Source organism: Dyadobacter sp. 32, assembly GCF_902506755.1.
Classification (GTDB): Bacteria; Bacteroidota; Bacteroidia; order Cytophagales; family Spirosomataceae; genus Dyadobacter.
This window is the reverse complement of record NZ_LR735258.1, coordinates 3,224,463-3,246,605: the sequence shown is the minus strand read 5'-3', so window position 1 is coordinate 3,246,605 and position 22,143 is coordinate 3,224,463. Positions and strand designations below refer to the sequence as shown.

Genomic DNA, 22,143 nt, shown 5'->3' with positions numbered 1-22,143 from the left:
GTTCAGTGCTGGGCAGCAGGGGGTACTTATTTTACAGTTCATTTATTGAACATCATCGTTCAATCTTTTGCACTATTTTCTGAAAATGATGTACCTTTCGGCCTCAACTGAATAGCCTATCCATTCATCAAAATTTACAATATTTGAAATGCAACAATTACAAACACTAGATTATCTCGTTTTCTTTTTCTACTTCATCATGGTGTCTGGTTACGGCTACTGGATCTACCAAAGGAAGAGGTCAAAAGTTGAATCTACCAAAGATTTTTTCCTCGCCGAAGGATCATTGACCTGGTGGGCCATTGGCGCATCGCTGATTGCTTCTAACATTTCGGCTGAACAATTTATTGGTATGTCCGGGAATGGGTTTTCAATGGGCTTGGCCATATCTACCTATGAATGGATGGCGGCAGCTACATTGGTGATTGTAGCTGTTTTTTTTATGCCGATTTATCTCAAAAATCGCATTTATACCATGCCTCAGTTTCTCAGTCAGCGATACAATCCAACGGTGAGCTTGATCATGGCGGTGTTTTGGCTTGCACTTTACATTCTGGTCAATCTTACGTCCATCCTTTATCTGGGCGCTCTGGCCGTATCGGGTATTTCCGGACTGGATTTTACATTTTGTATGATTGCGCTGGCTGTCTTTGCTATCATCATTACTATAGGCGGAATGAAGGTGATTGGTTTTACCGACGTGATTCAGGTTTTCTTTCTGGTGATAGGGGGCCTGGCTACCACGTATCTGGCGGTGAATCTGGTAACAGGCGTAGATGGTATAAGTCTGGATGGCATGTTTCAAGGCATGCAAATGATGCGTGACAATCACGACGACCACTTTCACATGATTTTTCCTAAAAGCAGTCCTTTCTACATGCAGCTGCCAGGGCTGACGGTGTTGCTGGGCGGGATGTGGATTGTGAATCTTAACTATTGGGGCTGTAATCAGTACATTACACAACGGGCTCTCGGTGCTGACTTGAAAACGGCCAGAAATGGTATTCTGTTTGCCGCGTTTCTGAAGTTGTTAATGCCGGTGATTGTCGTTCTGCCTGGTATTGCGGCTTATGCTTTGTATAGTAAAGGAATGTTTCAGGCCGAAATGTTAGGTCCAGACGGAAGCATTAATCCCGACAAAGCCTACCCGGTATTGCTTAACCTTTTACCTGCTGGATTGAAGGGGCTTTCATTTGCGGCACTTACAGCGGCCGTGGTGGCCTCGCTTGCTGGTAAAGCCAACAGCATTTCAACCATTTTTACACTGGATATATTTAAAAATTACATTGGAAAAAATGCGGACGAAAAGACCCTGGTAAAAATTGGCCGCTGGGTGGTGGTGGTTTCCATGATTCTGGCCATTGTTGTGTCGCCATACATGGGTATTGATAAAAAAGGTGGTTTTCAGTTTATTCAGGAAATGACCGGATTGCTTTCTCCAGGTATCTTCGCTTCTTTCATCATGGGTTTTTTCTGGAAAAGAACCAACTCAGCAGGTGCCCTGTTTGCCATTGTCGGTGGCTTTCTGATTGCTTTGGGTATGCACAACGACTACCTTCCCTTTATGGACTGGACGCAAGTTCCTTTCCTGGATCGGATGGGTCTGGTATTTTTGATTTGTGTTGTGGTGATGTTTATTCTGGGTCTTGTGATGCCGGATGAAAAGCAAGGATTGGCTATTGACGTTTCGATGTTTATGCCACATCGTGGTTTTGTTTTTGGTGCTGCTGTGGTGATTACGCTCATTTCAGTGTTGTACTATACCTTCTGGTAGCAGCGGAATCAGGAATTAAAAAAGGTGTGAAAATCTGATTTTCACACCTTTTTTAATTTTGAAAATTACCAATTAGGCTACTTCTTCTTCGATAATTGTGATTTTCTGAATCTTATCACCTTGCTGGATCAGGTCCACGGTGTCTACACCCTCCACAACTTTACCAAAACAAGTGTGGTTCCCATCCAAATGCGCCGTGTTTCTACGGCTGTGACAGATAAAAAACTGAGATCCGCCCGTGTCACGCCCTGCGTGTGCCATGGAAAGTACACCCCTGTCGTGGTACTGATTGCCACCGGTAAGTTCACATTTTATTTTATACCCAGGCCCCCCACGACCCGTCCCGGTAGGGTCACCACCCTGAACCATAAAGTCGGGTATAACGCGATGGAATATTAATCCATCATAAAATCCTTTTTTAGAAAGGTCTACAAAGTTTTTCACAGCAATAGGGGCATCTTCATCGTAGAATTCGATAAGCATAGTCCCCTTATCGGTGATCATTTCTGCTTTTGTCATATCAATTGGATAGTAATTTGGTAAAAAATGAGGTGATCTTCGGCCACTCCGTACGAATGGGTAGCTTCATAACACAAAGAAAAGGATAAAGTATCCTTTTCTTCCATGACGACGACAAAATAAATCGGCTTAATTAGGAGCCACTATACAATCTGACCAGCTCTTTGCTCGGTATGGATTTGAAATTGGTTTTGCTTTCATCCACTTTGATCAGCGACAACAGCTCAACAACATCTCCGCTACCCCATTCTCTGCTTCTTTGAGGGTTCGAAAACCACTCCTTTACAGCTAGTAACTTGTAGATGTACTTGGTTGTTTCCGAGTTCAGTTTCAGCTTAAAATAGTCCTCGTTGTTTTGTGAATCGATCCTGTTCAAAATGTGTTGCGGGCCAGCATTGTAGGCCGCTGCAACAAGCGTCCAGGAGCCTAATTGTTTATGCAGCTGGCGCAGGTATTTTCCGGCAGCATGTGTGGACTTGGTGAGGTGTTTTCTGTCGTCAACGGTATCGTTTACAACAAGTCCGAGAGATTTGGCAGTTGATGGCATAAATTGCCAGTAACCACCTGCTCCTTTTGGTGAGGTGACCTCCTCACTCATCGCACTTTCAATGATGGGAATGTATTTAAAGTCGGCTGGTACACCGTATTTTTTTAGGATGGGCTCGATGATACGCATCCTTTTCTCCGTCCTGGCCATCAGCTTACGAAAATTGGCATTGTCGTAATTTCTGATCATGTTTTGATATCGCCTGGCAATACGAAGTTCCGCCAATGGGACAACCTCGCCACAAAAGTCAATCGCAAGAAGATCTGAATCGATTGTTGGTCTTGTTGTAGGTATTCTTGTTAATTCTATCTCTTTCAGTTTCTTCTTTTCCACCTCCACACTGCGTAGGGAAAAGCTCCCTATTGTTGCTATAGCAAAGGCCATAAAGATAAGTCGAATCATGCATTTGTTATTTCGTGTAACATATTTTAAGTCTCCATCTCTTTTGAGTTAGAGAGGTGCAAATATAACGCAATTGAATATATAAAGTTTCATTGGTTGTTTAAATAATTGATTTTCAGTTGTTTTGTATCTTTTGGTATAGTATTAATCAAAGAAGGGCAAATTTCGATTTTTTGAAGATTGCCAAGCGAATTCTTTGTTTTTTCTACGTATAGGGAATATTCGTTGGGATTTTTGCTTGAACGCAGATGTTACGGGAAAACAATTTATATGATTATTTCAATATTTCAAAAATATGAATTATCGTTAGGTTCTGATAATCAAGTTTTTATAAAAAATTGTAGACTTTTTCGTCAGTATTATTCGACTAAAAGTACCTGTTGTGCGGAGTTTTTACCCATTTTTTCTGTTTTTGGAATTGCGCTTTTCGTAGCGATTGTCATGTTATATTGCATAGCATTAAGGTTTAAATCATGATATCTGTTGACGAAGCGAAACAAAAAATTGTTGAACATACTATGCTCCTTCCTGATGAATCTGTGAAGGTTATTCATTCTGCAGGCTATGTGCTAGCCCGTGACGTTGTTTCCCCGATCTCTTTGCCCTCATTCCGGCAATCATCAATGGACGGATACGCGGTGAGTCACAACGATGTGGTACATGACGCACAATCTCTACCAGTTGCAGGAGAGGTAAGGGCAGGGGAGGTGATCCTGAGGGATTTGGTGCCAGGTACGGCGGTACGAATATTTACGGGTGCCGCTGTGCCGGAGGGTGCCACGGCAGTAGTCATGCAAGAGCACACCATCCGATCGCAGGATCAGGTAATGATCAACGAATACCCGATAGCAGCTGGCAAAAATATAAGGTCTGTTGGCCAGCAGATTATGAAAGGGAGTGTAGCGCTTCCGGCTGGTACGACGCTGGGTGCAGGCAGCGTTGGATTTCTGATGGGTATGAATGTAACAGAGGTGTCCGTCCACAGCATGCCAAAAGTTGGAATTTTGATCACAGGGGACGAATTGATCCGTCCGGGTGATGACTTGCTTCATGGACAGGTGTATGAGTCGAATTCGAGCATGCTTGAGGTGGCACTTAGAAGTCAGGGCGTGAAGGACATAGAGATTTGCTACGCCTCGGACGATTTGGGTGCTACGATAGATGCTTTGCGGCAACTGTCAGAAACCAATGATGTGGTTCTGGCCAGCGGTGGTATCTCCGTAGGAGATTATGATTTTGTGGGCAAAGCCCTGGAAATGGTGGGCGCGGATACCATCTTCTATAAAGTGAGACAAAAGCCAGGTAAACCATTGTTGTTTGCCAAAGGTAGTGACACGTTGTATTTTGCACTACCCGGCAACCCGGCTTCATCTTTGGTGTGTTACTATGAATATGTGTTTCCTGCGATCAGGAAAATGACGGGTCATACCGATTGTTTTCTGCGTTCGATAAAACTCCCCATCCAAAATGATTATTCATTTAACGGCGAGCGGGATGAATTTTTGAAAGCTGTTGCCAATGAAGCAGAAGTGATGCCATTGGACGGTCAGGAATCATTTGCGTTGAGGTCTTTTGCCCTGGCTAATGCATTGATTTATCTGCCCTCCAGTCAGTCGGTCGTTAAAAAGGGTGATTTGGTAGAAGTGCATTTGCTACCTTTGGGGTAATTAGGATAGATCGCTTGAAGCCTTGTTGTAAGGCAGAGACTTTAGAATTTTGAATGATGGAAGTAAGAATTCAGTATTATGGTATGTTGGCTGAGATCTCAGGTCAGGCCCTTGAGCTATGGACTCTTGGTGAAAACACTACTGTAGGTGCACTTCGCGACAAGCTTGTTGAAAAATATCCTGAGTTTGGGACTAAAAAATTTAAAGTGGCCCTCAATTTGCAGATTTCGGACGATCATGTAACCATTACACCGGATTCGGAAATTGCTCTGTTGCCACCGTTTGCAGGTGGTTAACCGCTCCTATGAATAGCTATGGATCAATAAATATGGAGAATACACATAAAAAAAGAGAGGTGTTTGTTCAGGGACCTATCAGTCCGGAGTTCATTGCGGAATCTATCGCGAAGCACCAGACTAAAACCAATGTAGGCGCCCACGCCATTTTTTTGGGGCAGATCCGCGCGGACGTGAAGGACAACGGAGTGGTATCAGGTATTGATTACACGGCTTATGAAGAAATGGCAGATCTTGCTTTCTATTCTATACGCGAGGCAGCTTTTGCGAAGTTTGATCTGATTTGCCTGCATATTTATCACAGTCTCGGATTGGTACCGGTGGGCGAGGTGAGTCTTTTTGTATTCGTGTCTTCTGCACATCGGAGAGCCGCATTTGAAGCATCCGAATTTATCGTAGAGGAGATCAAGGCTAATGTTCCCATTTTTGCCAAAGAGCTTATCGGAGAAAACGGGGATTTTCATTGGAAAGAGAATAAGTGAAATGTGACCGGGCCGCCGGGCGGAAGTGAAATGTGAGAAGTGAAATGTGAAATGTGACCGGGTCGCCGGGCGGAGGTGTGGGGCGGCTGTATAAATCACATGGGCGTGCTTAGTAAAATTGTCAAAAACTTCCTGAATGGTTGATATAACACATAAAACGAATACTTTACGCATAGCCACGGCGCAGGCTACTGTGCATGTGAGCAAACCGGAAACGATTGCTGCTATCCGGAGTCGGACTGTACCGAAAGGGGATGTGTTTGAGATGGCCAAGGCTGCGGGTTTTCTGGCTGTAAAGAAAACGCCCGACTTGCTCCCCGATTGCCACCCGATACCCATTGAGTATACGGCTGTAAAATACGATATTCAGGAGCTCGATATTGTTATTGAGTTGACGGTGAAAACCATCTATAAAACCGGGGTTGAGGTGGAGGCGATGCACGGTGCTTCGGTCGTAGCCCTGACGATGTATGACATGCTCAAACCCATCGATAAAGGGGTAGAAATCCGAAACATACGATTACTCGAAAAAAAAGGAGGAAAAAGTGACAGGGCACAGATTCCTGAAAATATAAAGACGGCTGTTATCGTTTGCTCGGATAGTATCTCTAACGGAATCGGAGAAGATAAATCGGGCAGGAAAATAGTCGAAAAACTGAAGGTTTTCGGTGTGGAGGTGAGTGATTACAATGTAATACCTGACCAGACAGACCTTATTCAGGAGAAAATCACAACCCTTTGTAATCTTTCCTATCAAATGATTTTGGTTACCGGGGGAACTGGGTTGTCCTTTAGGGACGTTACCACGGAAGCTGTGTCCGCGTTAATCGAGCGCGAAATTCCAGGGATTGCTGAAACGGCAAGGCATTATGGGCAGGAGCGACTACCCACTTCCATGCTTTCACGTTCGGTGGCAGGCTTAATAGGCAAAACCCTTATCATTGCAATGCCGGGCAGTACCGGCGCTGTAACCGAATATATCGACGCACTTTTTCCGCAGGTGATGCACGTGTTTAGTGTAGTTGAAGGCACAAAGCATTAAAATTCAATGGAGTAAGCTTGGAATTCGTCGTTTAGGTGCGGGCTAATTTAACGGAGACAAACAAAGGGCATGTCACAGGCTATCATAGATACATTTGGACGAAAGCACACTTATCTGCGGATTTCGCTTACAGATAAGTGCAATCTGCGTTGCACCTATTGCATGCCTCAGGAAGATATGCAATTTATGCCATCCAAATGGTTGATGCAGGCAGACGAAATTGAACTTCTGTCAAAGATCTTCGTGGAAATGGGGGTTGAAAAAATTCGTTTGACCGGAGGAGAGCCCTTGGTTCGAAAGGATGTCGGGCAGATCATTGGCAGCCTCGGGAAGCTTCCCACTGCGCTGACCCTCACTACGAATGCCGTTTTTATAGACCAGTTTATCGACGACCTGAAAAATGCAGGAGTGAGCTCAATTAATGTGAGCCTGGATACGCTCAAAGAAGAGCAGTTTAAACAAATCACAAAAAGAGATCATTTTACCAAAACCCTCGAAAATATAAGACTGCTGCTGTCCGAGGGATTTGTCGTCAAAATTAATATGGTGGTGCTTCGTGGCGTGAATGATGCCGAGGTAAATGACTTCGTTCGCCTTACGCTGGAAGATGCCAATCTGCATGTTCGTTTCATTGAGTTTATGCCATTTAACGGCAACCAGTGGGATATGTCGAAAATAGTATCTTATGAGGCGCTTTTGAGCGATATAAGTTCCCAATTTGTATTCAATCGGTTGGCAGGAGCGCTTGAGGATACTGCTCACAGCTTTAAGGTTGTGGGTGGTAAGGGAACCTTCGGTATCATCGGTACAGTAACGCATCCGTTCTGTTCCGGCTGCAACCGGATCAGGCTAACGGCTGATGGGAAATTGAAAAACTGCCTTTTCGATACCACGGAGGCTGATCTGCTGACACCGCTTAGAAACGGCGAAGATGTGCGCCCGCTTATTTATACGCATTTCAATAAAAAACACTTCGCTCATGGCGGTCATGTTGCGTTTACCGAACAACATGCCCGTGTCGACTACGATCAGAACCGGCGTATGATTGCCATTGGAGGTTAGTTGCCATTCAGCCCATCTTTTTTACCTTTCATCACTTGTGTGCAACAGGGCGCGCTACGGTGACATCTTTTGGGAAATTCAATTATTTCCAAAGAGGTAAAATCTTCAAAAGCCATGAAAAACGTAATGAAAACAATGCTCGCTGCTGCCTGTGTGGTGTGGATGAGTAGTGCTTCGGCAGCAGTGCTGGAGCCAAAAGTGGAATGTAAAAACAATACCTGTGAAAAATTCAGGGTGGGCATGTATCGGATAAAAAACACACTTACGATGAATTTTCTGATGGAAAAGGAAAAGGGAGAGCGGGTATCGCTACGACTTATGGATAAGAAGGGGAAGGTAATACATCAGGAATCTGTGGGTAAGTCGATCATAAAATTTGGTCGTAAATTCAATTTTTCAGAGGTAGAAGATGGTTTATACATCCTTGAAATATCGAATGACCATGAACGAATCGTGAAAAACATTCATCTGAGTAGCAAGGAAGTACGGGAGGTGCAGGGGCGCACGTTGATCACGATGAATTAGAAATTATAGAAAAAGCGTAACAGTGTGTCGCCGCAGCACCAGGTTACGCTCTTTTTTTGTGCAGGTTATTTCATCAGATTCATGGATTTTAACCATCCTTCCATTGCCGCAGGCCAGTTTACAAGTGAGCCTTTTCCAGCTGTACGGAATCCGTAACCATGCCCGCCAACGGGATACAAGTGCATTTCCGCCGAAGTTTTAAATTTTTTCAGAGCCAGATAGTATTGTATGCTGTTTTCAACCGGCACGGATCCATCATCCATTGCGTGTACGAGAAATGCAGGGGGTGTTTTGGCACTTACCTGTAACTCATTTGAGTAATATTTAATCAATTCTTCCGATTTTTCAGGTCCCAGGAGCGCATCGCGGGAGCCCCCATGTGATATTCCGGGCATAAATGAGATGACGGGATAAAGCAAAATGGAGAAGTTTGGTTTCGCCTCCTCGGAAGCTTTTTCACCCAGGTTGTAATGTGTAGATAGGGTAGCAGCCAGATGCCCCCCGGCGGAAAAGCCCATTACGCCAATTTTACCCGCATCAATATTCCATTTGCCGGCATTTTGGCGTACCATCTTCATGGCCTGCATGGCGTCCATTAGAGGAACTTCGTGTTGGTGCGTCATTCCCTTTTCATTTGGCAGGCGGTATTTTAATACAAATGCTGAAATACCCCGTTCGTTGAACCATTTGGCAAAATCACTGCCTTCGTGGGACGCCGCCAAAATTCCGTAGCCTCCACCGGGACAAATCACCACAGCCGCTCCGGTGGCCTTTTCTTTTGGAGCGATGAAAACGGTCATGCTGGGCGTTGTTACACCACTGATGCGGAGAATTCCATTGGCATCCGTTACAGATTTCTCCTCAATCGTATTAGCTTTATAGTTGGGTACTTTGCCTTCCGGCCAAAGGTTCATGGTTTCAGTTTGAGCCATAGAATGAAATGATAGGGCGGCAAGGCCAGCAGCGATAAGGATTCCTGATATATTTTTCATTTATTTTTGCTTTTCAGGAAAAAGACACCGTTCGTGTGGATATACCCTCAAATGAAACCATTCATGGCGAGACATAGATATTCTCGACTCAATTGGCAAGCTTTGTTGTGTTTTAATTTCTTCTATAAAAAAAGCTTTCAGTAGTTTGCGCTTCTTACCTGGTGCAAAGGGTGTATAGAGGATATGCCAAAGTTTAATGAGCTGTATAGAAAGTTAGATAAAACTAAAGTTGCTTTTATAGGTGTTGCCCATGATAACTCAAAGAGTTTGAAGAAAGGAATTGCAAAATATAAAATTGATTGGCCTCAAATGCTTTCTAGTGAAAATGGTAACCTGGTTGAGAAGTGTAAGGTTGCCGGATTTCCTACCACGGTATTGTTGGATAAAACCGGTAGCGTAATTGCCGTGAATTTACGGAACGAGGAATTGGAAAAGACGATTGAAAAGCTAAAATAATCGTAACACCTCATGATCATCAGAATTGTAAAAATGACCTTTGAGCCTGCCCGGATAGAAATGTTTCTGGATATATTTAATAAATCCAGAAACGAAATCGCATCCATGCCAGGTTGTCTGTATTTAGAGCTTTGGAAGGACGTAGATTGTCCAAACAGCTATGTCACACATAGCCATTGGGAATCTGTCGAAGCCCTGGATGCCTATAGAGAGTCTGCGTTTTTTAGGAAAATCTGGAAAGAAACTAAAGCACTGTTTATTGAAAAGCCCGTTGCCTTTTCGGTGGAACGTGTATCGGTCTAAGGTTTTGCCGGATTGATCATGATGTGTGCGCGGTGCGTCCCGGGGTCCATGATCCAGGGCATACCGGGTACGTCTGGTTTCAAGGGCAGGCCGGTGCTTTCGGAGGTGGCGTAGGGGATGTATACAACATAACGCAGGTAGCCATCTTTCAGCACGGCGGTAGCGATATCGAAGTTGTCCTTCGTGCCCGATAAGGCAAATAAGGTGGAAGGTTGTTTTGGCATAACCAATTTTCCGCCCTTCACCTCGGCTTCTCTGATGTCGAATATCTCCTTTTGATTTTTCCCCTCTCTTGCCAAAACTCGTCCCCTTTCCATAAAAGGTTCAAGCTCTTTATGATAACACGACACACTTATTCCCTCTTTTTTTGGGTCATCGGAAATACACACAAAATCATTATTTCCCTTGCGGAGCACCCTGAATGAGCCGTCTTCTGTATAACCATAAACCATTGCTCCGTCCTTCTTGTCGGCAGGTGCGGCGAGGATAGCCGTTTTTATCTGAAGATCAGCCGCAGGAATAATGGATTGTGCGATGGATTGATAGGCCGTAAAAATAATCGCCAAACTAAAAAAAGTCTTTCTCATGATAGTAAATGACAGGTGGATTGTCTCTTATAGTCTAAATTTAGGAATCTTTATTGAAAGAATACTAAATCTATAATTGGTCTTTGTAATACATTGATATACAAAGATGGTCATCTCCGAAATCTGGCAGTAAGCCCTAATTATACTACTTTATGAACTTAACGAAAACGCTGTCATTGTCCGTGGCCGGCAGTTTGGTTGCAGGCTTGCTGATCAGTTCCTATCAACGGTCTAATCCGAGCACACTTCCCGCGGCAAATCTGGATAGTTTGTACAAGGACTTATCCGATGCGCAAAAAAGATCTGCCAAGTACGCAGTCGCGGGATTGACGGTTGCGGATGGACTGGAAGCCACGCTTTTTGCCGCTGAGCCGACCCTTACCAACCCAACGAACATTGACGTGGATCATCTGGGGCGGGTATGGGTTTGTGAAGCCTACAACTATCGTCCGGCCATTACGGGCAACCCTACACATAGCGAAGGTGACCGTATCCTGATTTTGGAAGACACCAATGGAGACGGCAAGTCCGATAAGACGACGGTGTTTTATCAGGGTAAGGAACTGAACGCGCCACTGGGGGTTTGGGTGATGGGTAACGACGTCATAGTGTCGCAGAGCCCGTATGTATGGAAATTTACAGATGTGGATGGCGACGGGAAAGCCGATAAAAAGGAGGTATTGTTTGAAGGAGTAGGAGGAGAGCAGCACGATCACGGTATGCATGCTTTCACCCTGGGACCCGACGGCAAGTTGTATTTCAATTTTGGAAACGAAGGCGGCAGACTTCTGGATGGTAAAGGTCAGCCGATTGTGGGTAAGGACGGACAGGTGATCGACTTCAAAAAACTGAAACAGGGTATGGTGTTCAGATGTGATCCTGATTTCAAAAATGTCGAAGTGCTCGGTAATAACTTTAGAAATAATTATGAAGTGGCGGTGGACAGCTACGGAACCATGTGGCAGTCCGATAATGATGATGACGGTAACAAGGGTGTTCGTATCAATTACGTAATGCCGTATGGGAACTATGGCTATACCGACGAACTCACCGGCGCGGGCTGGCGGGCTGCCAGAACCAATATGGAGGATTCTATTCCTTTGCGTCATTGGCATCTGAACGATCCTGGGGTGGTTCCTAATTTGCTGCAGACGGGATCGGGTTCCCCAACGGGCATGGTGGTTTATGAAGGAAAGTTGCTGCCGAAAGTGTATCAGGGCCAGATGATTCATTGTGAGCCGGGGCACAACGTGGTGCGATCTTACCCGGTAGAAAAATCAGGTGCGGGCTACTCGGCCAGGATCGTGAATGTCCTGGACGGCAAGCGTGACCAGTGGTTCCGTCCTTCGGATGTCTGCGTGGCGCCCGATGGTTCGCTTATCGTTTCCGACTGGTACGACCCCGGTGTTGGCGGCCACCAGTCGGGTGATCAGGCCAAAGGGCGGCTGTACCGTGTAGCGCCGGCCAATACGCCATACCGATTCCCAAAGGCGGATTTTACCTCCGTCGGCGCAGCTGTGGAAGGGCTGCAAAGTCCGAATCTATCAATCCGGTATTTATCCTGGAATGCCTTGATGAAAATGGGGCAGGCGTCCATTTCTCCTTTGGAAAAAATATTCAGTAACCAAAAGGCCGACCCAAGAATGCGGGCCAGGGCGTTGTGGTTTCTGAGTAAAGGGAAGGACGGCAAACGCTATTTGGATAAAGCAATTAAAGATCCCAATGCGGATATTCGTATTACTGGCCTCAGGGCTGCCAGTGAACTCTCAAACGTGGATGTAACGGCTTATATTAAATTACTGGTGACGGACCAGGAGTCGCAGGTAAGGCGTGAGTGTGCTTTGCTGCTGTATGGTGTCACATCTACCCAGGCACCTGCTTTATGGGCGAAGCTGGCGCAGCAATACGATGGCCAGGATCGATGGTATCTGGAAGCCCTTGGTATCGGGGCCGACGGGCAATGGGATTCGTTTTTCAAAACCTGGCTGGCGACCGCAGGATCGAATCCGTTGGGCACGGCTGCCGGAAGGGATATTGTATGGCGTGCAAGAACAAAAGAATCGGTGCCCTTGCTGGCTTCGCTGGCAGGAGATGCTGGTGTGGATCTGAAAAGTCGTCTCCGCTATTTCCGAGCGTTTGATTTTAATCCGGCAGGTAATGAAAAGTCCACAGCACTCTTAAAGATTATGAATGGAAACGCGGCTAACCAGAGCCAGGTAAACGAGCTCGCTTTACGCCATCTGGATCCGGGTTTTGTTAAGAAAACACCTGAGGCCATGTCTGCGGTGAAGAAATTACTGGACTCGGCATACGGCACGCAGGTGTATCTGGATATGGTGGCGAAATACGAGCTGGAATCAGAAAATCAGCGACTTCTTGAACTGGCACTTGCGCAGCCAACTACACCCGTTGGCCGCGCTTCCGCTGGGCTGCTGATGAAACAGGGTGGCACGCCGATGATCTGGAATACCATAAAAGCCGGTAAAAAAACAGAAAGTATGCTGACTTCCATCAAAGCGGTGGGTAGCAAGGATGCATTGGAAATATTGGAAACCATGACGCTGGATACGAAGCAGTCCATCCAGGTACGCATGGAGGCGGTAAAGGCGTTGGGCGGAACGGGTAAAGGGGAGGATCGGGTTTTGGCACTTTTGAGAGAGGACAAGCTGGCCGGTGATCTTAAAAATGCAGCTTTACAGGGAATCAGTGGTTCGTGGCGTAAGTCGGTGAAGGCCGAAGTTGCCAAGTACATGGCCGGGAGTACTTCAACGGTGAAAAAACACCCGGAACTGAAGGAACTCTTGACCATGAAAGGCAATGCGACCAAGGGTAAAGAGGTGTTTGCCATGTACTGTTCGGTGTGCCATCAGGTCAACGGTTCTGGAATGGATTTTGGGCCAAAGCTTTCTGAAATAGGTAGTAAACTTCCAAAGGAGGCTCAGTATGCGTCTATTTTTGAACCTGGTGCAGGGATTGGATTTGGTTATGAAGGGTTTGAAGTACATTTTAAGGATGGTTCTTCGGTGACTGGAATTGTTTCCAGCAAAACGGAAACGGATCTTATTCTCAAATTCCCGGGCGGTTCTACCCAGGAGTACAAGATGTCGAAGGTTAAATCGATGAAGCAGATGAAGGAATCCATGATGCCTGCTGGCTTGCATGATGCCATGTCTACGGATGAGCTGGTAAATCTGGTGGAGTATATGAGTAGTTTGAAGAAGAGGTAGATGAAAGCTAAAATAGACTAACTGCGGACTCCGCCGTTTAGAAGAGAAAACTATTATTGTGCATAAAACTGAGCTAGGTCTTGCTGATTTTAGGAAATGTTGTCGTGTTATTTTTGTAAATTTGAGTTATGACTACACTAAAAATTGAAGTTAATGAGGAAAAAGATCTTTCCATTTTGACAAAAATTCTCGCCGATATGGGACTTTCATTTAGTCTTGAATCCAGTCAATGGGTTGATGTTCCCGAACTTACCGGGGTTAATGCCGGCCTTAAGGATTTGGCTGAAGGGAAAATCTACACCCATGAGGAAGCAAGCTCTCGTATTGCTAAGAAGTTAAAAGAACTTTCTGCAAAATATGGAAGCTAGCGAGCTCGAATGGTCTGAAAGGGCAGTTAATGACTACGAGAATTTAGCGGAATACCTTTATGAGCATTGGGGTGAAAATATAGCACTGAAAACGTTGCATGAAATTGACATTCAGATTAGGAGAATAGCACGGAATCCTGGACAATTTCCATTATTTATTAAAGACAAGGAAATTAGACGATGTGTAGTTTCTCCTCAGACGTCAATTTTTTTTGTGAGAAAAATTCAAAGAATATGTCTGCTGTCCATATTTGATAACAGGCAAAATCCTGAGAAGTATCCACAATAGCACCCCTGAATTATCTCTCGAAGAAGTTGTCCCCAATCTACATTATTACTTGTTCCGCATCAGTACCTTTGGTTTTTCCTTCGTTATTCCATAATCAAGGGGTAATTTTGAACCGTCTTTGCCTGAGTTCCCACCATAAGCGTACGTTTTGAAGCGATACAATCTAATAACATCTGCAATCGTCCTTGCCTTTAATATTTTCATTTGTGCTTTTTCAGGGCATTGCCAGGAGTCGGATTCGACCCTGGTGGAGCATCCCGATAGTGTTTATGCTCATCTTTCCGAAACGGCTAAAAGGTTTGCAGTAAACGCCATTCAGGGCCTTAAGGTTGCGGATGGGCTTTCCGCAACCCTCTTTTCGTCTGAACCCCACATTACCAATCCGATTAACATTGATGTGGATCACCGTGGGCGGGTGTGGGTTCTCGAAGCCTACAACTATAGACCTGCTGTGAATGGGGAAGCCGAAATGAGTTTTGGTGACCGCATTGTGATCCTGGAAGATAAAAATGGCGATGGTGTTGCGGACCAAACGAAGGTGTTTTATCAGGGTAAAGATCTGAGGGCACCATCCGGAATTTGGGTAATGGGTAATAAAGCCATCGTGTCGCAGAGTCCATACGTGTGGCTGTTTACCGATACCAACGGAGATGACAAGGCAGACAAGAAGGAAGTTCTCTTCAAAGGGATTGGTGGAGTTCAAAATGACGCTGGTGTGCATGCATTTGTTTTTGGCCCCGATGGCAAATTTTACTTCAACTATGGCAACGCGGGACGGCAGTTGGTTGACGGACAGAATCGCCCGTTGCTGGATAAATATGAACGCCCGATTAACTTCCGGCAGTACAGGCAAGGCGTGGTGTTCAGGTGTGATCAGGATTTTACCAAGGTTGAAATCCTTGCGGAAAATTTTCGTAATGGGTTCGAAGTAGCTGTGGACAGTTATGGCACCATGTGGCAATCGGATCAGGGAGAGCCTGGTAATGATGGAGACCGGGTGTCGTACGTGATGGAAAACGGGAACTTTGGATACATTGATGAAATGAACGGGAACAGCTGGCGTGTGAACCGGACCAATCTGGAAGATGAAATCCCGAAACGTCACTGGCATCAGAATGATCCCGGTGTAGTGCCCAATTTACTTGAGACAGGTTCGGGATTCCCCATGGGTATGACCGTGTACGAGGGCGATTTGTTGCCACGCAGGTATTGGGATCAGATACTGCTGGCCGATGCAGGGCAAAATGCAGTCCGGGGCTTTCCCGTAGAAAACGATGGAGCTGGCTATAAATCAAAGGGGATCGTTCCGCTGATTGAGGGCGATAAAGACAAGTGGTTCCGGCCCACGGATGTGTGCGTAGCGCCCGACGGCTCCGTGATTATTTCCGACTGGTACGATCCGGTCATTGGGGCTCACAAAATGGGGGACAAAATCCGCGGACGAATTTATCGTGTAGCGCCTCCCGGAACACCTTACAAGATTCCCGTTTATGATTTGAGCATCCCTGAGCAGGCGGTGGAGGCCTTGAAAAGTCCCAATCTCTCCATGCGATACATGGCCTGGAATGCCTGTGTGAAACTGGGTTTTAAGGCGGAACCTGAGCTGGTAAACCTTTTTAGAAAATACAATGAAAATCCACGTCTGCGAGCGCGCGCCCTCTGGGTGTTGAATAAAATTGAAGGTTTTAATTACAGGAGCCTGGATGTTGCTTTTCGGGAATTGAATCCAAATTTGCGTATCGTGGCACTGCGGGCTGTACGTCAGAGAAATGATGACCCAACGGAATATATCAAAAGACTTACGTCGGATCCTGATCCACAGGTGCGACGGGAGTGCGCGCTGGCTATTAATCACAATCACACCTACGAGGCTCTCGACGTATGGCTTCAGCTGGCGAGTCAGTATAAGGGAAACGATAAATGGTCGGTAGAAGCATTAGGTATTGGCGCAATAGGGCAGTGGGAGCGGATATTTCCTGCATGGCTGTCAAGGGCAGGAGCTCATCCGGAGGCTACCGATGCAGGCAAAGACATTATCTGGCTGGCCCGAACCCGCCAGGCGGTTCCATATCTTACCAAACTGGCAGCCGACACGTCGGTCAGTTTCAAAAGCCGGCTGCGCTATTTCAGGGCCTTTGATTTTTTTCATGCAGGTTACGAGAAATCGCAGGCCTTGCTGCATGTTACTACTTTGCCATCATCTGATCAGATCGAGGTGAGTAAGCTTGCGTTGTTTCATTTAGACAAGTCTTTTGTGTCGAATTCCCAGCAGGGTGTGTCCGCATTGAACAAGCTGTTGGATCAGACTTACGGAACAGCGGATTATGTTGACCTGGTCAAAAGATACGAGCCACAGACGGAAACCGAAAGGTTGTTTAAGTTGGCCATGGCCAAATCAGATGAGGTTATCGGACGCGATGCAGGGGCTTTATTATTGGAGCTGGGCGGTGTGAATTATGTTGAAGAAAAGCTTTTATCGTTGAAAGATACCGATAAAATAGCACTTCTGGCTTCGATACAGACGGTGGGGAGCAGTGAGTCGGTTTATATATTAAGAAAGACTGCGCTAGCGGCGGGGGAGTCTGCAAAAGTGCGCAGTAAGGCTGCTGAGTTTTTGGGTGCCAGCTGGCCCGGTGAAGAAGCCGTGGTGAAGCTCCTGAAAGCGGATCGCTTAGATGGTGAGATTAAAGAAGCTGCTTTGGAAGGGGTGAAGAATGCGTTCCGTGAAGAAATTAAGCTTGAATTGGCTCCATTTTTTCCTAAAAAGGTGGAGCCCGTCATTTCGAAAGAGGAGGAGCCCCGGAAAACGGGAAGAAGGAGAAGACGTTGAGTTCAACCATGCAGGAGTATTTTTCGGTTTCGCTTTGTATGAAAATGGTTCTTACTATTTTTCTCTTCGGAGAGCCACAAAAGCCAATTGCCGAAGCTAAAAGCTCTTAACAATTCCTTTTTCGGTATATTCCTCTTTTTACTTACTTTGTCTACTTAAAACAATAATCTATATAGACATGCTTCGCAGAAATTTTGTAAAATCTACACTTGGACTGGCTGGTGCGGCCTTTACACTTGGAGAGTCGTTTGGCACTCCAAATCCAATGGCAAAAAATAAGTTTAAGCTCAAATATGCGTCACATTTCGGAATGTTCTCAAACAGCGCCGGGAAAGACGAAATTGATCAGCTAAAATTTATGGCGGATCAGGGTTTTATGGCACTGGAGGATAATGGTATGATGGGAAGGTCTGTTGAAAAACAGGAAGCCATTGCGAAGGAAATGACCCGTCTGGGTATGGAAATGGGTGTTTTCGTGGTAGACAAAGGAGGAAACGGGGCGAATACACTGGCTGCGGGAAAGAAAGAATATATTGATATATTTCTGAACGGCTGCAAAAGAGCTGTGGAAGTGGCTAAACGGGTTAATGCCAAATGGATGACTGTGGTTCCTGGTGATTTTGAAAGAAACCTGCCTATTGGCGTTCAAACCGGTCACGTCATCGATGCATTACGCCGTGGAGCTGAAATTCTGGAACCGCATGGATTGGTCATGGTGCTGGAGCCGCTGAGCGATTCGCCGAATCTGTTTTTAAGGACTTCGGATCAGACCTATGAAATCTGCCGTGGTGTAAATAGTAAATCCTGCAAGATACTATATGACATTTATCATATGCAAAAGAATGAAGGCCGGCTGTTATACAATATTGACAGGACCTGGAGTGAAATCGACTATTTCCAAATCGGTGACGAACCTGGTCGTAAAGAACCTACTACCGGTGAAATTAACTACAAAAACGTATTCAAATACATTTACGATCGCAGCAAGAAAGAAGGTAAAAGTTTCATTATGGGTATGGAACACGGAAATTCCAAGCAAGGAAAAGAGGGCGAAGAAGCTTTGATCAAAGCGTATGTGGAGAGTGATAGTTTTACAATTTAGGGCTGTTAGGAGTGTGCCGGAGTTAAGCTATTTTTAAGGTTTTTATTGAGATTTCCATAATATAATGGGTGATAAAGTCAAGTATTGTCAGGAAATGGTCATTCAATTGTAAAATTCGCAAAGATTTTGACTTAAAAATCTAAGTCCGACAGGCTTCTAGCGAATAGCTGTTAACTTTAACTAACCAATGGCCCGTTCTCTCAGGCTATTGGTAGCGTTTTTCCAGATCAAACTAAAGCAAAAAATGACCAGTAGATGTATATCTGCCGGTCATTTTCCCTAAAAGCTAAAAGCTAAAAGCTAAAAGCTAAAAGCTAAAAGCTAAAAGCTAAAAGCTAAAAGCTAAAAGCTAAAAGCTAAAGTACTACTACTGAATTCTCAGCTGCATCTACACCAGCTGGTACATATTTATCTGCTTCCCAGTCGTTTTCCCATTTTTCATCATCAAGAATGTAACGGAATTGGTATTCACCTGCGGCCAGTTCAAGACTTGCCTTGAATGATCCGTCTTTCTGCTTTTTCAATGCAACTGCTTCCTCAGGATTCCATCCATTGAACTCGCCTACAAGTGCAACCTTTTTAGTCTCCACAGCTGCTTCGGCAGGTACGGTAAACGTCACTTTGTAGAGAGATTTACTTTTTACGAATGTTTTTGATAATGCCATGATTGTAGTGTTTTTTATATTGACGAATCAAAGATACAATCAATAATTATTCAATGCAATGAATATCAGGCTAATAATTTTCAATGTTCTTCGAATAGTCACATATTTCTGTTTGAAAAATAGCTTCTGAAACGATTTAAAGCACGATTTTACCGGATCGTGTAACGGAAACCCAGGAACCCACGTATACCCTGGTTGGGTGCATAAACATAGGAGGGGTCAAAGGTCAGACGGTAGGGATTGTCGGGTGTTGCAATTACTTCTCCCTGCTGATCAAACTTTACATTTTTGTCAAACGGATCGTTGGATCGGGCTATGGAATTGGCTGGCGGTACAAAATTTAATAGGTTTTTGATTCCTCCATAGACCTCCATTCCGTTGCGAAATTTTTTGGTCAGCTGAATATTTTGAAGAGACCACACCGGTGACACGGCCGATCGGGGGTCATCGGTGCTCAGCACCGGTAACCGCATGGGTCCGTACAAATTGCCAGTATAATCGACCGAAACGCCGGCATTGTGAAAATCATAGGAGAAGGACCATATTCCCGTTATCTTTTCGGTGAGCACCGGCCGGAACCGTATTCCGTTCTCTTTCTGGAAGTTTTCCATATAAGTTCCGCCGGCAATTATTTTCAGAGGAAAGGGGAAGTTGAAGTCCAGGTTAAGGCTCACGCCTTTGGAAACTGCATAACCGTTCAGGTTATCGTAAATGATCTGATTAGGATTGGTGTCATAATCGGGGAGTATGCGATTGGTGAAGTGCGTATAAAAAACAGATGCATCGAAACCTACAAATGAATTTCCGGTAACTATTTTTTTAACAAAGTTGAGATTGACGTTCCAGCTTTGTTCGGGCTTGAGTGCTTCTCTGACGATTACCTGCCTGGATCCTGTCAATGCGGCGTGGTCTTCGGTAAATAAATTTACAATTCGGAAACCGCGCCCAATATTTAAACGAACCACGTCAGTCTGGTTCAGTTTAGCCTTATAAGCAAGGCGCGGGGTGAAGATATGACCATGACGGCTGTTGTAGTCATATCGGGCACCAAGCAACAGTTTATGAGTACCCATAGTTATTTCGTCCTGGACAAAAATCCCTGGTAAATAGGTCTTGTCGGGTGTGTCTCGTCCATTTTCCTGCCTGGTAGCAGGCGTATTGTCATTGTAAAATGTAAAGCGAAACGGTGAGCCAAAAAGCAGGCTGTGTTTACCTATCTCCTTGTCCCAGAGAAGCTGGGCAAAAGCAATTTTCTGGTCTGCCAGGAAGGGTACGGTGCCGTATACCGAATTTTGATTGTGGGAGCTTACCGAATATTGCAGGGTCAATTTTTCTGCAACAGGTAATTCATAGCTTCCGAGTAGCTCGAAGCGGCTGGTGTAGATACTTTCGCCGTAAACCTGATCGCCGCCCCGGTAGGACTTATTCCAGTTCATTTGACCTCCCCAGCGATCCTCGTAATAATACCGCGCCGCGATATTGGCCTGCTTGTTGTTTTTACGGGTGAAAGACCATTTGTTAAAAACAGAAAAGCGGTTTTGTAATGTCAGGTCGGTGAAGCCGTCACGGTTATTATCGATCGGATTCTGATAATTGAAGTAATTTACACCCAGAAAGGAAGTTGCCTTTTCTCCTGCCGAAAATTTTACGCTGAGATCCACATTGTAATCCAGCCAGGAGGTGCTGAAAACGTCTGCTGCAAACAGAGGAGCCCGGGACGGGTTTTTAGTGATGATATTAATCAGTCCGCCTACTGCTTCGGAACCATACAAGGTGGAAGCCGGCCCTTTCACGATTTCAACCCGGTCGATCAGGCTGTTGGGGATTCCTGATAACCCGTATACGGTGGATAATCCGCTCACCATGGGCATTCCGTCGATAAGCACCATGGTATAGGGGCCTTCCAGTCCGTTGATGTGAATATCGCCTGTGCTGCAGACATTACAGTTTAACTGAGGCCGGATGCCATTTACATAGCTCAAGCCTTCAAAAATACTGGCGACGGGATTCTTATAAATAAATTTTGAAGTAATGATATCAACCGGGACCGGACTGTCGAGTTTGGAGACCTCCTTCATGGTGCCGGTCACAACGACCTCGTTTAATGCGTTCGCATCACTCTGCAAAGTGAAATTCCTGGTGGTATTCCCGTTAATCAGGACATTCCGTTCCGTGATGCTTGCGGTCGATACATAGCTTACTCTGACCGTGTACTTGCCTGATGGAATGTTGGTGATGGCAAATCTTCCCAGTGTGTCGGTTGTGGTTCCAGTCTTTAGTTCAATGATGTAGACCGCAGCACCGTACGCTGGTTCCGTTTCACCATTTAGATTTATCACACCGGATAGCGACGATTGGGCACGTGCATGTAGGGTTAATAAACTGAATATTAGTAGTATGGGTAGTTTCATATATTCGTTGAATTATTTATTTCAGTATTTTGTAATAAATATTTAGACAAATCTAAAAATATTAATTGGGAAATAAAAACATGAGGCGATGGTGTGCCGAAATTTTTTGAAATTATGCATGGCGCAAATTGTTGTGTAGTTTTGCCCTATTGATCAACCAGCTAAAATGTATGTTAAAAAAGTTTTTAAAGCCGCAGGTTCTCCCGCTTCGGGCAGATCTGGCCATACTTATTCTTAGGATAGGCTCTTCCTTACTTATGATGCGTTATGGCTACGACAAGTTGTTGCAATACCTGAGTGGTGATCACAGCTTTGCTGATCCCATTGGCATAGGAGAGGAGTTTTCTTTGATTTTGGCAGTCGGGGCGGAGTTTTTTTGTTCAATACTGGTACTGGTGGGATTGGGTACACGTCTGGCCCTGATTCCGCTGATTTTTACGATGCTGGTTGCTTTTTTTATTATTCATGCCGACGACCCTTTTGATAAAAAAGAGCATCCGCTGGTATTTTTAATTCCCTATGTGGCTGTTATGTTAACGGGGGTAGGACGGTTTTCACTGGACAGGAAGATTTTTTCCTGAGATAGTAAGGTGGAGA

General features: G+C 45.1%; 20 protein-coding genes and 1 pseudogene. 15 read left to right on the top strand and 6 right to left on the bottom strand.

Annotated features, from left to right (window positions below):
• Positions 1-148: 148 nt before the first annotated feature.
• Positions 149-1,774 (top strand): sodium:solute symporter family transporter, encoded by a 1,626-nt coding sequence (locus DYADSP32_RS13255; protein ID WP_149242286.1) that lies wholly within the window; start codon positions 149-151, stop codon positions 1,772-1,774.
• A gap of 72 nt (positions 1,775-1,846) precedes the next feature.
• Here DYADSP32_RS13255 and DYADSP32_RS13250 read toward each other — a convergent pair whose 3' ends face one another.
• Positions 1,847-2,293 carry a peptidylprolyl isomerase gene (locus DYADSP32_RS13250; protein ID WP_149242287.1) on the bottom strand — a complete coding sequence of 149 codons (447 nt, stop codon included), beginning with the start codon at positions 2,291-2,293 and terminating at the stop codon, positions 1,847-1,849.
• A 133-nt stretch (positions 2,294-2,426) separates the two neighbouring features.
• Positions 2,427-3,242, bottom strand: coding sequence for a lytic transglycosylase domain-containing protein (locus tag DYADSP32_RS13245; RefSeq protein ID WP_149242288.1), 816 nt, complete (start codon positions 3,240-3,242; stop codon positions 2,427-2,429).
• Positions 3,243-3,715: 473 nt separating this feature from the next.
• On the opposite strand from DYADSP32_RS13245, the gene glp reads away from it, so the two are divergent.
• The 6 genes from glp (at position 3,716) to DYADSP32_RS13215 (ending at position 8,316) form a co-directional block, all read left to right on the top strand.
• Positions 3,716-4,909, top strand: a complete 1,194-nt coding sequence (gene glp, locus DYADSP32_RS13240) for a gephyrin-like molybdotransferase Glp (protein WP_149242289.1) — start codon at positions 3,716-3,718, stop codon at positions 4,907-4,909.
• A gap of 53 nt (positions 4,910-4,962) precedes the next feature.
• Positions 4,963-5,205, top strand: coding sequence for a MoaD/ThiS family protein (locus tag DYADSP32_RS13235; protein WP_414617737.1), 243 nt, complete (start codon positions 4,963-4,965; stop codon positions 5,203-5,205).
• 32 nt (positions 5,206-5,237) lie between these two features.
• Complete coding sequence (locus DYADSP32_RS13230) at positions 5,238-5,687, top strand: molybdopterin synthase catalytic subunit (RefSeq protein WP_149242290.1); 450 nt, start codon at positions 5,238-5,240, stop codon at positions 5,685-5,687.
• Positions 5,688-5,823: 136 nt separating this feature from the next.
• Positions 5,824-6,729 (top strand): bifunctional molybdenum cofactor biosynthesis protein MoaC/MoaB, encoded by a 906-nt coding sequence (gene moaCB / locus DYADSP32_RS13225; protein WP_149242291.1) that lies wholly within the window; start codon positions 5,824-5,826, stop codon positions 6,727-6,729.
• 69 nt (positions 6,730-6,798) lie between these two features.
• Positions 6,799-7,791, top strand: a complete 993-nt coding sequence (moaA, locus tag DYADSP32_RS13220) for a GTP 3',8-cyclase MoaA (RefSeq protein WP_149242292.1) — start codon at positions 6,799-6,801, stop codon at positions 7,789-7,791.
• Positions 7,792-7,905: 114 nt separating this feature from the next.
• Complete coding sequence (locus DYADSP32_RS13215; RefSeq protein WP_149242293.1) at positions 7,906-8,316, top strand: hypothetical protein; 411 nt, start codon at positions 7,906-7,908, stop codon at positions 8,314-8,316.
• Between the two features lie 65 nt (positions 8,317-8,381).
• Here DYADSP32_RS13215 and DYADSP32_RS13210 read toward each other — a convergent pair whose 3' ends face one another.
• Complete coding sequence (locus DYADSP32_RS13210; RefSeq protein ID WP_414617736.1) at positions 8,382-9,308, bottom strand: alpha/beta hydrolase; 927 nt, start codon at positions 9,306-9,308, stop codon at positions 8,382-8,384.
• A 162-nt stretch (positions 9,309-9,470) separates the two neighbouring features.
• Here DYADSP32_RS13210 and DYADSP32_RS13205 point away from each other — a divergent pair.
• Together DYADSP32_RS13205 and DYADSP32_RS13200 are read left to right on the top strand one after the other, a co-directional pair.
• Positions 9,471-9,764, top strand: a pseudogene (locus tag DYADSP32_RS13205) (peroxiredoxin family protein); the annotation flags it as partial.
• 12 nt (positions 9,765-9,776) lie between these two features.
• Positions 9,777-10,067: a putative quinol monooxygenase gene (locus DYADSP32_RS13200; protein ID WP_149242295.1), complete on the top strand. Its 291-nt coding sequence runs from the start codon at positions 9,777-9,779 to the stop codon at positions 10,065-10,067.
• On the opposite strand, the gene DYADSP32_RS13195 is transcribed toward DYADSP32_RS13200, so the two are convergent.
• Positions 10,064-10,654 (bottom strand): hypothetical protein, encoded by a 591-nt coding sequence (locus DYADSP32_RS13195; protein WP_149242296.1) that lies wholly within the window; start codon positions 10,652-10,654, stop codon positions 10,064-10,066. The two genes, DYADSP32_RS13200 and DYADSP32_RS13195, sit on opposite strands and share 4 nt — an antisense overlap.
• A 152-nt stretch (positions 10,655-10,806) precedes the next feature.
• Between DYADSP32_RS13195 and DYADSP32_RS13190 the strand changes: the two genes are divergently transcribed.
• From DYADSP32_RS13190 to DYADSP32_RS13170, 5 genes are all read left to right on the top strand, one after another.
• The gene (locus DYADSP32_RS13190) at positions 10,807-13,881 is read left to right on the top strand and encodes a PVC-type heme-binding CxxCH protein (protein WP_149242297.1); all 3,075 of its coding nucleotides are present in this window, start codon (positions 10,807-10,809) and stop codon (positions 13,879-13,881) included.
• A gap of 128 nt (positions 13,882-14,009) precedes the next feature.
• Entirely contained in the window at positions 14,010-14,249 is a 240-nt protein-coding gene (locus DYADSP32_RS13185; RefSeq protein ID WP_149242298.1) for a hypothetical protein, read from the top strand.
• Positions 14,239-14,538, top strand: coding sequence for a type II toxin-antitoxin system RelE/ParE family toxin (locus DYADSP32_RS13180; protein WP_149242299.1), 300 nt, complete (start codon positions 14,239-14,241; stop codon positions 14,536-14,538). The genes DYADSP32_RS13185 and DYADSP32_RS13180 overlap by 11 nt, the downstream gene beginning before the upstream one ends.
• A gap of 148 nt (positions 14,539-14,686) precedes the next feature.
• Positions 14,687-17,368, top strand: coding sequence for a PVC-type heme-binding CxxCH protein (locus DYADSP32_RS13175; RefSeq protein ID WP_414617735.1), 2,682 nt, complete (start codon positions 14,687-14,689; stop codon positions 17,366-17,368).
• Between the two features lie 178 nt (positions 17,369-17,546).
• The gene (locus DYADSP32_RS13170; RefSeq protein ID WP_149242300.1) at positions 17,547-18,470 is read left to right on the top strand and encodes a TIM barrel protein; all 924 of its coding nucleotides are present in this window, start codon (positions 17,547-17,549) and stop codon (positions 18,468-18,470) included.
• 356 nt (positions 18,471-18,826) lie between these two features.
• On the opposite strand, the gene DYADSP32_RS13165 is transcribed toward DYADSP32_RS13170, so the two are convergent.
• Positions 18,827-19,135 (bottom strand): isoamylase early set domain-containing protein, encoded by a 309-nt coding sequence (locus DYADSP32_RS13165; RefSeq protein ID WP_149242301.1) that lies wholly within the window; start codon positions 19,133-19,135, stop codon positions 18,827-18,829.
• Between the two features lie 149 nt (positions 19,136-19,284).
• Positions 19,285-21,546, bottom strand: coding sequence for a TonB-dependent receptor (locus tag DYADSP32_RS13160; protein WP_149242302.1), 2,262 nt, complete (start codon positions 21,544-21,546; stop codon positions 19,285-19,287).
• A gap of 170 nt (positions 21,547-21,716) precedes the next feature.
• Between DYADSP32_RS13160 and DYADSP32_RS13155 the strand changes: the two genes are divergently transcribed.
• Entirely contained in the window at positions 21,717-22,127 is a 411-nt protein-coding gene (locus DYADSP32_RS13155; RefSeq protein ID WP_149242303.1) for a DoxX family protein, read from the top strand.
• The last annotated feature ends 16 nt before the right edge of the window (positions 22,128-22,143 follow it).